This is a genomic window from Limosilactobacillus frumenti DSM 13145 (assembly GCF_001436045.1).
GTDB classification, from domain to species: domain Bacteria; phylum Bacillota; class Bacilli; order Lactobacillales; family Lactobacillaceae; genus Limosilactobacillus; species Limosilactobacillus frumenti.
This window is the reverse complement of record NZ_AZER01000014.1, coordinates 279,502-292,708: the sequence shown is the minus strand read 5'-3', so window position 1 is coordinate 292,708 and position 13,207 is coordinate 279,502. Positions and strand designations below refer to the sequence as shown.

10 protein-coding genes are annotated in these 13,207 nt (G+C 45.1%); 1 reads left to right on the top strand and 9 read right to left on the bottom strand.

The window, feature by feature from the left end:
- Positions 1-432 precede the first annotated feature (432 nt).
- Together tyrS and FD27_RS04525 are read right to left on the bottom strand one after the other, a co-directional pair.
- On the bottom strand, positions 433-1,686 hold the full coding sequence (gene tyrS / locus FD27_RS04530) for a tyrosine--tRNA ligase (RefSeq protein WP_057750192.1): 1,254 nt from the start codon (positions 1,684-1,686) through the stop codon (positions 433-435).
- 342 nt (positions 1,687-2,028) lie between these two features.
- Positions 2,029-3,033: a hypothetical protein gene (locus FD27_RS04525; RefSeq protein ID WP_057750190.1), complete on the bottom strand. Its 1,005-nt coding sequence runs from the start codon at positions 3,031-3,033 to the stop codon at positions 2,029-2,031.
- A 285-nt stretch (positions 3,034-3,318) separates the two neighbouring features.
- Between FD27_RS04525 and ribB the strand changes: the two genes are divergently transcribed.
- A complete protein-coding gene (gene ribB, locus FD27_RS04520; protein ID WP_057750187.1) occupies positions 3,319-3,975 on the top strand; it encodes a 3,4-dihydroxy-2-butanone-4-phosphate synthase in 657 nt (218 codons plus the stop codon).
- Positions 3,976-4,075: 100 nt separating this feature from the next.
- On the opposite strand, the gene FD27_RS04515 is transcribed toward ribB, so the two are convergent.
- The 7 genes from FD27_RS04515 to purL all read right to left on the bottom strand — a co-directional run bounded on the left by FD27_RS04515 (position 4,076) and on the right by purL (position 13,206).
- Positions 4,076-4,762, bottom strand: a complete 687-nt coding sequence (locus tag FD27_RS04515) for a 2,3-diphosphoglycerate-dependent phosphoglycerate mutase (RefSeq protein ID WP_057750185.1) — start codon at positions 4,760-4,762, stop codon at positions 4,076-4,078.
- 159 nt (positions 4,763-4,921) lie between these two features.
- Positions 4,922-6,178, bottom strand: a complete 1,257-nt coding sequence (gene purD / locus FD27_RS04510; RefSeq protein ID WP_413230749.1) for a phosphoribosylamine--glycine ligase — start codon at positions 6,176-6,178, stop codon at positions 4,922-4,924.
- 190 nt (positions 6,179-6,368) lie between these two features.
- The gene (gene purH, locus FD27_RS04505) at positions 6,369-7,907 is read right to left on the bottom strand and encodes a bifunctional phosphoribosylaminoimidazolecarboxamide formyltransferase/IMP cyclohydrolase (protein ID WP_057750174.1); all 1,539 of its coding nucleotides are present in this window, start codon (positions 7,905-7,907) and stop codon (positions 6,369-6,371) included.
- Between the two features lie 3 nt (positions 7,908-7,910).
- On the bottom strand, positions 7,911-8,495 hold the full coding sequence (gene purN / locus FD27_RS04500) for a phosphoribosylglycinamide formyltransferase (RefSeq protein ID WP_057750169.1): 585 nt from the start codon (positions 8,493-8,495) through the stop codon (positions 7,911-7,913).
- A 9-nt stretch (positions 8,496-8,504) separates the two neighbouring features.
- Positions 8,505-9,542, bottom strand: coding sequence for a phosphoribosylformylglycinamidine cyclo-ligase (purM, locus tag FD27_RS04495; protein WP_057750166.1), 1,038 nt, complete (start codon positions 9,540-9,542; stop codon positions 8,505-8,507).
- On the bottom strand, positions 9,539-11,002 hold the full coding sequence (purF, locus tag FD27_RS04490) for an amidophosphoribosyltransferase (protein WP_057750163.1): 1,464 nt from the start codon (positions 11,000-11,002) through the stop codon (positions 9,539-9,541). Before purF ends, purM begins: the two co-directional genes overlap by 4 nt.
- Positions 10,978-13,206 carry a phosphoribosylformylglycinamidine synthase subunit PurL gene (purL, locus tag FD27_RS04485; protein ID WP_057750160.1) on the bottom strand — a complete coding sequence of 743 codons (2,229 nt, stop codon included), beginning with the start codon at positions 13,204-13,206 and terminating at the stop codon, positions 10,978-10,980. The genes purF and purL overlap by 25 nt, the downstream gene beginning before the upstream one ends.
- Position 13,207: the final 1 nt, after the last annotated feature.

Sequence of the window (13,207 nt, the reverse complement as noted above, 5' to 3'; positions counted from 1 at the left end):
TTTAGTTCGTCAAAACTTTGTTCAGTTTTCAAAGGTCTACCTCAGTCAGCGTTAAGCGCTAACTAACGTTCAATATTATATCAGATGCTTATCATCAAAGTCAAGAACAAATTTTAATTTGTTTTAACTGTCATTTGTAATGCGCTCTGACAAGCAACTTTTATAATATATCAAGTTGTCATCAATCTGTCAACAACTTTTTCTAATTAAGTTAGAAGCAAAATTGCTAATCCCTTGCGACAACGTTAACTACTATACCTTCTAGTCCTCTCTTCGTCAAGCACTAATTTTGCAGAAAATCGTTGTATTTTCAAAAACAGAAACATTACAATTATATTTCAAAATAATGTTCGTTAGATTTCGTCAAAATAAATAAAGCACCCAGTCCGAATTGGTCTAGATGCTTTATTTCATGAACAATTAGATTTTAATTTATTTTACACGTGCTAAGAAGTAACGCTTCTTACCTTTACGGACAATAACAAATTTACCATCAAAATGACTACTTGGATCAATTTCTGCATCAACATCATCAACCTTTTCACCATTAATGTGGATAGCACCGTTTTGAACATCTTCCCGTGCTTGACGACGTGAAGGTTCAATCTTTGTATCATCAACTAGCCAGAGAATGATGTTCTTCTTCTCACTGCTGATATCCATCGATGGCATGTTCTTAAAGCCTTGTTCAATTTCCTTGGTAGAAAGGTCAGCAACATCCCCGGAGAATAATGCCTTACTAATCCGTTGAGCTTCTGCTAAGCCCTCTTCACCATGAACAAACTTAGTAACTTCTTCAGCTAAACGGCGTTGTGCTTCACGCTTCCATGGTTCAGTCTTTACCTTCTCTGCTAATGCATCAATTTCATCCTTGGATAAGAAGGTAAAGTACTTCAGGTACTTAACAACATCCCGGTCGTCTTGGTTAATCCAGAACTGATAGAATTCGTATGGCGAGGTCTTCTCTGGATCAAGCCAAACGGCACCACCAGCAGTCTTACCAAACTTGGTTCCATCAGACTTCAGCATTAGTGGAATGGTTAAACCATATACCTTAGTTTCTGGGCCCTTAATCTTGTGGATCAAATCAATTCCAGAAGTGATGTTCCCCCACTGGTCAGAACCACCAATTTCTAGTTGAACATCATTATTTTCATATAGATGTAAGAAATCAATGGCTTGGAGAATTTGGTAGGTAAATTCAGTGAAGGAAATTCCTGAGTCCAATCGGGAAGCAACAACTTCCTTGTTTAACATGGTATTAACGTTAAACAGCTTCCCATAATCACGTAGAAAGTCGATCATGGTTAACTTATGTAACCAGGTGTAATTATCAACAATGGTAAAGTTCTCTGTACCAAACAGTTTCTCCATTTGTTTGGTTAGGGCCTTTTTGTTGTGGTCCAATTGTGATTCCGTCTTCAATTCACGTTCCGTCTTCCGACCGGAAGGATCACCAATAGCACCGGTCCCACCACCGATAATAATCACTGGCTTGTGACCAGCTAATTGGAATCGTTTCAAGATCATGAAAGGAATCAAGTGGCCAATATGCAAACTGTCCCCAGTTGGGTCAGTTCCACAGTACAGGCCAATAGACTTTTCTTCCGTTAGCTTCTTGAGTGCTTCTTTATCCGTCGTCTGGTTAATGGCACCCCGCCATTCCAATTCATCAATAATGTTCATCCTATCTGCCTCCATTTCTCCAAGTAGAACGAAAAAATCCCCAACTTCAAAATGAAGTCAGGGACGATTTACCGCGTTACCACCTTGATTTGCAGCTATTGCTAGCTGCCTCTCTAGTCGATAACGAGACGATCCGTTCATTGCTGAAAGGCTCGGTAATTGTAATTTGCTAATCAGTATTGCTTAGCTTGCAGCGACTGCTAAGTTTCTCAATGTCCAACTAACTAGCTACTGTGATTACGTCGTTGCCTTTATTGTTGCCGTTATTTTAACCATGAACCCTCGTCACTGTCAACCCTCGATACTAAAAAACAGCCACCAGAGAGGCAGCTGTTCTCATAACTATTTTTGCTGGCCCTTAGCAACTGGATCAGATTTCTTATCTTCTTTATGGTTCTTCTTCGGAACGTATACGTCATGGACATATGCTTCACCAGTTAATTCAGCAACTGGCTTGAAGGTTCCAGCAAAGATTTCATTCATTTGGGCTGTTGCTCGTGCTTGTTCGTAATATAAAGCAGGTACTGCCAACATCACTGGCAAATAGAAAGCAAATCCCAAAATCATGACTGCGAGGCCAATGTAAATGAAAGCATTCGTAGCCGTGTAAATTCCCCACCAGGTTAAGCCACCAAAAATGACTTCCCAGATTAGAACTGGAACAACTACCGTCACCAGCATTAACAGAATATAGTTCCATTTCCGGCCACCCATAAAGCGCCGACTAGCGGTTAATGAATGCCGCATCGATTGCCCCAGGAATTGTGGTTGCTTATCCCGATAAAGGAAGTTAGCTTGAGAATATTCAATACCCTTCCAAATCAAGATTAAGTCATTGGCAATCCGGCAGATCATCACTAAGATAGCATTCTTGGCAACCAGGCCAGAAATAATGTCCAATGGCAATGTCCAAAGGAAGAGGAACAATCCCATGTACAAGATAATCCGCCATAATTGATTCTTCCGCAAGTGCTTGAAGTGCATCCAAACAGCACCAGCAGAAACAACTTGTTCTGGATGACGCAGGCGATCCTGGTAAGTAAATTCAACCGCCGTTGTAAAGAATGAGTAGAAGAATGACAACGCCAGCAAAATAACAATGGCAACAATAATTTCAAGAACAGATAAGCCAATTGCTGCTGGGGAAGCCATTCCGTACATCGACATCATGATGGCCATCCCCACTGCACTGGTAGCACTTTGAGCATAGAAACCAACAATAAATGATAAAGCCAAGAAGATCACCATTATCCCTGCTAATGGCCACATTGCAGGTTGATATGGCTTCACTAAAGCACGTAAATCCTTAATAAATTTCTTTAAGGATAGGCTATAACGTTTTTTCATTAATAACTCTCTCCATATTTTTGAATTTAAACTTGATGATAACACAAATTAGGAAAAGCTCAATTTGTCGAGAATGATTTTCAAACTTTTTTCATATTTAACAATAATGGTGTTGGTCGCTCTTTCATGGTAATGTTCTTATTTAAATAATAAATACCGTTTTAAAATTATCTATTGTTCGTAATTTATTTTAAATTAAGGTTGATTTAAACTTAATTGTTCGTTATCATTAAGCCACGTTCGAACGGTTGACTGTCACCAAGGAATCTTAAAGGAGCGATTTAAATGAATTTTGCAACTGTTGAAGAAGGACTTACTCAATTACGCAATGGTGGTTTCATTATCTTGGCTGATAACGAGGATCGGGAAAATGAAGGTGACCTAGTCGCCTTGGGCGAAGGAATTACCCCTGAGACTGTCCACACAATGCTAAAGGAAGCTAATGGTCTGATGTGCGTACCAATGACCGAAACGCGTGCTCACCAGCTGGGGTTTAAGAAGATGGTCGAACACAGTACCGATCCAAACCAGACACCATTTATGGTTACCGCTGATGGAACATTCGCCGCAACAGGTGTAACAACTGGTGTCTCGGCTTTCGACCGCGCAGCGACCATTAACCAAATCGCTAAAAGTAATGCAAAGGCTAGTGACTTTAACCACCCTGGTCACATTCAACCTTTATATGCCCAGCCGCGTGGCCTGCGAGACCGGATTGGCCATACTGAGGCTGCCGTTGACCTGGCTTTCTTAGCGGGGAAAGCTCCAGTTGCCGTCATTATCGAAGTCCTGAAAGACGATGGTCACATGGCCCGTCGCGATGACTTAGCAAAGTTGGCTAGTCAACTGACTGTCCCATTTTTAACCATTCAAGAAATCATCGACTACATGGACCGTCATCACATCGACAATGCTGCTGAAGTCCAAACAGTAAAGGCCTAATTAAGCCAATACCTGCGATTACAAATCAACACTCCCATAAAAAAACGTCTGATGCAATTATGCACCAGACGTTTTTGATATTTAACAAGAAACAGTCATTCTAGTACTTTTCCTTGTTCAAAACATTCAACTTGTCATCGAAGTCATAAACAACTGGTTGACCAGTAGCCATTTCCAGGTTCATGATGTCTTCGTCAGAAATGTTTTCAATGTACTTGCTCAAAGCACGGAGAGAGTTACCGTGGGCTGCGATGATGACATTCTTGCCATCAAGAAGCTTTGGAGCAATTTGGTCTTGCCATAATGGGATAACCCGTTCCAGGGTAACCTTCAAGTTTTCACCACCAGGAACAGTCCGTGGGTCCAAGTTAGCGTAACGACGGTCATGTAATGCTGAACCTTCGTCACTGGCCTTCAGCAATGGAGGCAAAACATCGTAAGAACGACGCCAAATGTGAACTTGTTCGTCACCGTACTTTTCAGCAGTGGCCTTCTTGTTAAGTCCTTGCAATGCACCGTAGTGACGTTCGTTCAAACGCCAAGTCTTGGTTTCAGGAATCCAAAGTTGGTCACATTCTTCAAGAGCATAGTGCAAAGTCTTGATGGCACGCTTCAAAACAGAAGTGTAAGCATAATCGAATTGAATACCGTGTTCCTTAAGGGCCTTACCAGCTTGCTTAGCTTGTTCAACACCCTTTTCACTTAAATCAACGTCAATCCAACCAGTGAACTTGTTAGCAAGGTTCCATTCACTTTGTCCGTGACGAATCAGAACTAATTTAGCCATGTTATTCTTGACCTCTTTCTTCTTATAGTTTATTTACAATATACGTTTAATATTATAATTCAATCCCCTATAAATTCCAACTGTGAAACAGGGAACAAAAAAAGTAATGAAGATAAAGTTTGCCAGAATATTCTGGACAATCTCCATTACTTTTTTATCTTATTTAAGTCCCGCCTTGGCACCAATATCGGTACGGTAAAAGCATTCGGGTTCATTTAATTGTTTTAAATACTTATAAACCGCATCATGAGCATCTTGGAGAGTCAGTGCTTTAGCTAATACCATCAGTAAACGTCCGCCAGCACCATCCAGGTCATTAAGCTGACCACTCACGTTGGCATAATCAATCATCACCTGGTCATCCATTGGTAATTGTCCTAATGATTGACCATGGACTGGTTGTTTAGGGTAGCCTTTGGAAGCCAACACCACCCCAAAGGTTGCAGCAGGGTCTTCCACTACTGCCGGTAAAGGCCGGTCATTAATGGCTGCATCAATCAGATCATAAAAATCACTGGAAATTCGTGGCAGAACCACCTGCGTTTCAGGATCCCCCAAGCGGACATTATATTCAATTACCTTTGGGCCATCCTCCGTCAACATCAAGCCAATGTACAAGATGCCATGATAATCATAGTTTCCCGCCACAAGGCCATGAACAGTCGGCTTAACCACTTGGTCAATCATCTGTTGACGATCCGCATCTTGCAATTGGGGAAGCGGACTATAAGCACCCATCCCCCCAGTATTCGGACCACGATCACCATCATAAGCGCGCTTATGATCCTGGGCCATCGGCAGCATTTCATAATGTGCGCCACTAATAACCACAAACATAGAGTATTCGGGGCCAACCAAGCACTCCTCTAATAATACTTCTGTCTGGCCCGCCGTAAACATTTCTTTAACGGTCTGTTCAGCGGTCACTTTGTCAGGCGCAATTACCACGCCTTTGCCTCCTGCCAACCCGTTTTCTTTGATAACTAGTGGGAAACCGAATTTGTCAATATGGTTAATAGCAGTTTCCTCGTCCTGACAAGCCAGGAAGCGCGCAGTGGGGACATGATACTTATTCATGAAATCCAACGCATACTGTTTAGAACCCTCTAATTGTGCGGCACGAGCATTTGGTCCAAAGATCTTGAGTCCAGCTGCCTGAAACTGATCCACAATGCCGTCCACTAAGCAGTTTTCTGGACCCACAAATGTCCATTCTACATGATGATTCTTGGCAAATTGGATTAACGATGAAAAATCTTCTTCATCAATGTCAACTGGTTCAACACCGACAGTTGGCATCCCAACATTGCCCGGTGCACAGTACACGTGAGCAACCCGTGGGCTTTCTTTGAGCTTTTTAGCAATGGCAAATTCACGCCCACCTGAACCAACCACCAATAAATTTACACCAGTCATCATTGGACTCCTTTCTTGATGCGACGCGCTCCGCCTTCGACGACAAGTCGCCGTTCTAATGCAGCTGAGTCGAAATGTGCTCGCCAGGAGCTTGCTAAGCTAGCAACCTCCTTCCTAGGCGTACAACGCCTTCGTCAGGAGAAATTGCTAGCCTTCCGCAAGCTCTTTGCTGGCTCGCACTCTCTCCTTTTTAATGCCTGAAATGTCTTACTCCCGTCATCACCATGGCAATTCCATACTTATTTGCCATATCAATCGACTCTTGATCACGGATCGAACCACCCGGTTGAACAACAGCCTTGATACCATGCTGACCAGCAAATTCTACACAGTCGCCAAATGGGAAGAAGGCATCGGACGCCATCACAGTCCGGTCATCAATATCATCCCCAGCGTGCTTAACGGCAATCTTCAGTGAATCAATCCGGTTAGGTTGCCCTTCACCAACACCAAGGGTCCGTTCATCATTAGCTAATACAATCGCATTTGACTTAGCATGTTTAACGGCCTTCCAGGCAAACATTAAATTCTTCAACTGTTCTTCAGTTGGCTGAACGTTAGTGACACACTTCCAGTCATGATAATCTTCTGCCAAAGTATCTTGCTCCTGCATTAGCATCCCGCCCATAACAGAAACAACTTCATGCTTAGTTGGCTCATCCTTTTTGCTAAAGTCAAGGCTCAATAGCCGGATATTCTTCTTCTTAGCTAACACGGCGTAAGCATCATCATCGAATCCAGGAGCAATCACAATTTCCAAGAAGATCTTATGCATTTTTTCCGCGGTTACTAGGTCAACTTTCCGGTTCAGAGCAATAACACCACCAAAGATAGAAACCGAATCGGCTTCATAAGCGCGATCCCATGCCTGTTCCAGCGTATCACCCTGACCAATGCCACATGGGTTCATATGCTTCATAGCAACTACGGTTGGCCGGTCGAATTCACGAATGCACCGCAATGCTTCATCAGCATCCTTGATGTTGTTGTAAGACAGTTTCTTCCCGTGCAACTGTTCAGCAGAAAGAACAGAAAAACGCTTTGGTAAAGCATCTTGGTAGAGCCATGCTTTCTGGTGACTGTTTTCACCATAGCGCATGGTCTCCTTCAGATCCCAGGTCAGCGTCAACTGCTCGGGATCTTCCAAGCCGGTTTGTTTTGTCAAGTATTGAGAAATCAGGGCGTCATATGCGGCTGTATGGCGGAAAGCCTTAGCAGCCAGCCGTGCCCGGGTGTCCAGGTCAGTATTTCCTTCTTCCATAATTTCACTCAGTACTTGGTCATAGTCACCCTTATCGACAACCACCGTAACATCCCGGTAGTTTTTCGCAGCTGAGCGCACCATTGACGGGCCACCGATATCGATATTTTCAATAGCATCAGCTAATTTAACATCTGGTTTTTCAATGGTTTGTTTGAATGGGTAGAGGTTGACACATACCAGGTCAATCGGCGTAATGTTGAGTTTCTTTAGTGTTGCCATGTGCTCTGGCAATTCACGACGGGCTAACAAGCCACCATGAACATAGGGGTTCAAGGTCTTAACCCGGCCATCCAAAATTTCTGGAAAGTGGGTGACATCTTCAATGCTGATGGTCTGAATACCAGCATCATCAAGTACCTTTTTCGTGCCTCCAGTAGAAACAATTTCAAAATCATTTGCGACTAACCCCTTAACAAAAGGAACCAGGTTTTCCTTGTCGGAAACACTTACCAATGCACGTTTCATGATCTAATCCTTCTCCTTTGCTGCTAATGCTGTCAAAACCTTCTTAACTGCGGCTGGATAAAGTCGGTGTTCGGTTTCATGAACCCGGGCTTCCAACGTTTCTTCACTATCATTTGGCAAAATCGGCACTCTTTTCTGAGCAATGATTGGCCCCGAATCCAGGCCGGAGTCAATATAATGAACCGTTACTCCCGTTTGTGTCCGGTGGTCATTAAAGGCCCGTTCGATAGAATGTAAGCCAGGATATTCCGGCAACCAAGCCGGATGCAGGTTGACAATCCGGTGGTCATAATGGTCCAAAATGGTGGGGCCCACCACGCGGAGGTAGCCTGCCAAAGCGATAAAGTCAATCTGATATTGTTGTAACAACTTTAATAACCGTTCTTCATATGGTTGTTTTCCACCACAGGACTTAACAGTGAAGCTTTCTGCAGGTACCCCGAATCGTTGGGCCCGTTTCATAACGGGCGCATCCGGATGATTGCAAAAAAGCAATGCTAATTCTCCTGGAATGTCACCATCCTGAAAATGTTGTGCTAGTGCTTCAAAGTTTGTCCCGTTACCGGAAGCAAATACTGCTACTCTCATTGTTCTGCCTCACTTAATTACAATCTTTGCTGCGTCTGCTGGTCGGGATTGCAAGCGGCCAATGACGTAAGGTTGTTCACCCTTAGCGGTTAACTGTTCTTGAACCATTGATACATTGTCTGGATGAACAGCTAAAATCAGCCCTAGCCCCATGTTGAAAGTCTGCCAACAATCATTAGCGGCTAAGTGACCCAGTTTCTGTAAATAAGTAAAAATAGCTGGGACAGGCCATTGCCCTTGGTTGATCACTGCTTGCAAGTTATCACCAATCATGCGGGGAACATTTTCAATCAAGCCACCACCAGTAATATGACTAATTCCTTCAATCAGGTCCTGATGAATTAAAGGCAAAACTTGTTTTATATAGATGCGTGTGGGGGCCAGAAGGGCTTGACCAACCGTTTGACCGTTGAGTTCAGTCGGCTGGGCATCAAGTTGGACATCGTGGTCCTTAAACAAGATTTGACGAACAAGCGAGAAACCATTTGAATGGAGTCCGCTCGAACTTAAGCCCAGTAACACATCCCCTTTTTGGGGGCGTTCACTAGTCAGCAGTTCATCCTTCTCAGCCACCCCAGTTACGGCACCCGCCAAATCATATTCTTGGGGAGCGTACATATCTGGCATTTCTGCGGTTTCACCACCAACTAGGGCTGCGCCAGCATCGCGGCAGCCGGCAGCCACACCGCTGACAATTGCGGCCATTTTAACTGGATCGTTATGTCCAGTTGCAATGTAGTCAAGGAAATATAGCGGTTCGGCTCCCTGAGCAAGGACGTCGTTCACACACATGGCGACGACATCGATCCCAATCGTGTCATGTTTGTTCATTTTCTGAGCAATTAACAGTTTTGTTCCAACACCGTCTGTTCCAGAAACAAGCACGGGGTGATGGTAATTCAAGGCTCCAAGGTCAAACAAACCGCCAAAAGCACCAATTCCGCCAAGGACACCAGTCCGGTGAGTTGACTTAACGGCCTTTTTAATCCGGTCAACTAACTCGTAACCAGCATTCACATTGACTCCCGCTTCTTGATAGCGATTCATGATAAGTGCTCCTTTCGTGCTAACCGTTCCTGTTCATTCAGGGACTTTAGGTATCCTGCTTCGTAGTCGTACAGCGGGGTTGGGTACTCACCAGTGAAGTAAGCGACCGTTAGCCCACCATTAGGCGCATCCCCAGCATCAGGTACTGCGATGGCTTTGATTAAGCTATTTACGCTAAGAAAGTTTAACGAGTCCGCCCCAATAAATTGACGCATCTGTTCTACGGAATAGTGAGCGGCCATTAATTCTGACCGAGTTGAAATATCAATTCCATAGAAGCATGGAAAACGAAATGGCGGTGATGAAATCAAGAGGTGGACTTCTTTTGCACCCGCGTGCCGGAGCATTTGGACAATCTGCTTAGAAGTCGTGCCCCGGACAATCGAATCATCTACGACAGCCACACGTTTGCCAGCCACCACACCACGGACCGCTGATAGTTTCAGATGCACGCCGCGTTCACGCAACGCCTGAGTTGGCTGGATAAATGTCCGGGCAACATACTGACTCTTAATCAGACCCATCTCATAAGGTAACCCGGACTCTTCCGCATAACCGGAAGTAGCGGACAGGGATGAGTTAGGCACCCCGATCACCATATCAGCGTCTACTGGATGCTCGCGGGCTAATAGGCGCCCCATTTGCTTACGAGCATTATGAACGGTGACCCCATGGATAATAGAATCCGGCCGGGCAAAATAGATGTACTCCATTGAGCAGATCGCGAGTTGGGTATTAGTGGTGTAGTGGTCGATATGAAGGCCATCACGATCGATAATGATCAATTCACCCGGTTGGACATCCCGCACGAAAGTGGCATTAACAATATCCAAAGCACACGTTTCTGAAGCCACTACGTAAGAACCATTGGCTAATTGGCCGATACAAAGCGGACGAATGCCATTTGGATCCAGCGCAGCAATCAGCCGATCTTTTTGTAAAAGCAAGTAGGCAAAACCACCGTGTACTTGATTAAGGCTCCACTTCAAAGCAGGGATAAAGCCGTCTTTAATGTGCTGCCGAACTAAGTGAATCAAAATTTCAGTATCCGAGTCCGACTGGAAAACCGCTCCCTGGTCTTCTAACTGGCGACGCAGGGTTTGCGCGTTCGTTAAATTTCCATTATGTGCAAGGGCAACATCCCCATCGTGGAAACGAAACAGGAATGGCTGCACATTAGCAATTGAATTATGGCCACTCGTACCGTAACGGACATGACCAATTGCTGCCCGACCGACCAACCGTTTTAATTCAGCCGGATCTTTAAACACTTGGGCCAGTAATCCGCGATCACGGTGTTGGTATAATTCAGTACCATCAGTTGAAACTATCCCGGCACCCTCTTGACCACGGTGCTGAAGAGTATGGAGACCATAGTAAACCAACTGGCTAGCGTCTTCGGCCCCGAAAACACCAAAGACTCCACATTCTTCATTTAATCCTTTGATTTCAGCTGGCACGGGATGGCCTCCTCCCATAAGTGTTGTAATTCCGTAACATTTTGATTTAATTCTGCATCTTGTAAGTGCAATTCCAGCCAGTGGGTGTTGGTGACGTTCCCAACTAATTGGGCGTCATGACCCAATGATTTTTCGAAGGCTGCTTGCGCACTAACAGGGACAGTGACTACTAAGCGACCGGCACTTTCAGCAAATAGCTGGGCCGCACTTAGCGAACGCAAATCTAGGTTCATCCCCAGATCGGTCTTGAAGAGCGTTTCTGCTAATGCTACTCCTAAGCCCCCTTCACTCATGTCGTGAGCAGAAGCAACATTGCCAATTTGCATTTGGGCCAGTAATTGTTGGAGGTAATGGTGAATATTATCTAAGTCCAACAGCTGTACTGTTCCCGAAATGTCACCCTTCATCATCTTTTGCAATTCAGAACCAGCATAGTCATCACCGGTTTGGCCGACCAGGTACACTAAATCACCTGCATGTTGAGCAAATGATGGAACAATGTAGTCTAGGTCTTTGATGAGACCCACCATGCCGACCATTGGTGTTGGGTGAATTGCCTTACCATTGTTTTCGTTATACAAGGAGACGTTTCCAGAAATAACCGGCGTATCAAAGACGCGACAAGCATCAGCCATCCCTTGAACAGACTGGTGTAATTCCCAGAAGATTTCCGGATCATTCGGGTCACCGTAGTTCAGGCAGTCAGTAATGGCTAGTGGTTCAGCCCCGGAAGCCACGACATTGGTGACCGCTTCAACTAAAGCCATTTGGCCACCAGCTTCCGGGTTAAGGTAAACAAAACGGCCGTTACCATCAGTCGTCATGGCCAGGCCCTTCTTTGTTCCCCGTACACGGATAACGCCGGCATCAGATCCGGGGCCAACAACTGTACATGTCCGCACTTGCGAATCATATTGTTGGAAGAAAGTCCTCTTGTCCGCCACCGTTGATTGTTGAAGCAGTGCCCGTAACGTCGCTGCCGGATCAGTAATTTGTGGCTGCCATTGAGGGGCTTGTTCAGCCTTGGTAATTCGTTCCGGTTTAGCTTCCCGACTTTCTTCTTCCAGAACATCATCAGTTAAGCTGGAAACTGGAATATGGCAAACCTCTTGGCCATCATGGTAGAGAACATAATCATGACCCTCTGTAATCCGGCCAATGGTCACGGCATCCAGGTCATAAAAGTCAAAAATCTTTTGGACGTCCTTTTCATGACCCTTCTTAACACACAGCAGCATCCGTTCTTGGGATTCGCTCAGCATGATTTCATAAGCTGACATATTAGGTTCACGCTGCGGAACCAGGTCAAGGTTGAGCTCCATCCCACTCTTACCTTCCGAAGCCATTTCCGCACTAGATGAGACAATTCCGGCTGCCCCCATGTCTTGAATGCCGACGAGCCAGTCTGGGTGCTGATGAATTAATTTCAGGCATGCTTCCAGTAAGAGCTTTTCCATGAAGGGATCACCGACCTGAACAGCTGATCGTTGGGTAGCGTGTTCATCACTAAAGTCAGCCGATGCAAAAGTTGCCCCATGGATCCCATCACGACCAGTTTTGGCACCAACATACATCACTGCGTTGCCGACCCCATTAGCTGTCCCCCGTTGGAGGTCGCGTTGGTCCATTAAGCCGACACTCATCGCATTACACAAAATGTTGCCTTGGTAGCAAGGGTCAAAAGTAGTTTCGCCGGCTACCGTTGGGATTCCCATACAGTTGCCGTAGTCACCAATACCACGCACTGTGCCATCAACTTTCATCCGCATTTGTGGGTCACTAAGTTCGCCAAAATGCAGAGAATCTAGTGAAGCAATTGGTCGAGCACCCATACTGAAAATGTCCCGCAGGATCCCACCAATTCCGGTGGCCGCCCCTTGGTAAGGTTCAACCGTGGTGGGGTGGTTGTGACTTTCTGCCTTGAAAACGACAGCTTGGCCATCATCAATATCCACTACTCCGGCCCCTTCACCAGGTCCTTGTAAAACCCGCGAATTCTTGTTAGGAAAGAGGCGGAGCACTGGCTTAGACTTCTTGTAAGAGCAGTGTTCACTCCACATGGCAGCGAATAACCCAGTTTCGGTATAGTTAGGTAACCGTCCTAATAATTTCTTACTAATGTAGTCGTATTCGACTTCACTTAAACTCCAATCCAGGTAGGGCTTCTTTGCTTTAATTTCTTCCGGTGTCATTGCCTGTTTCATT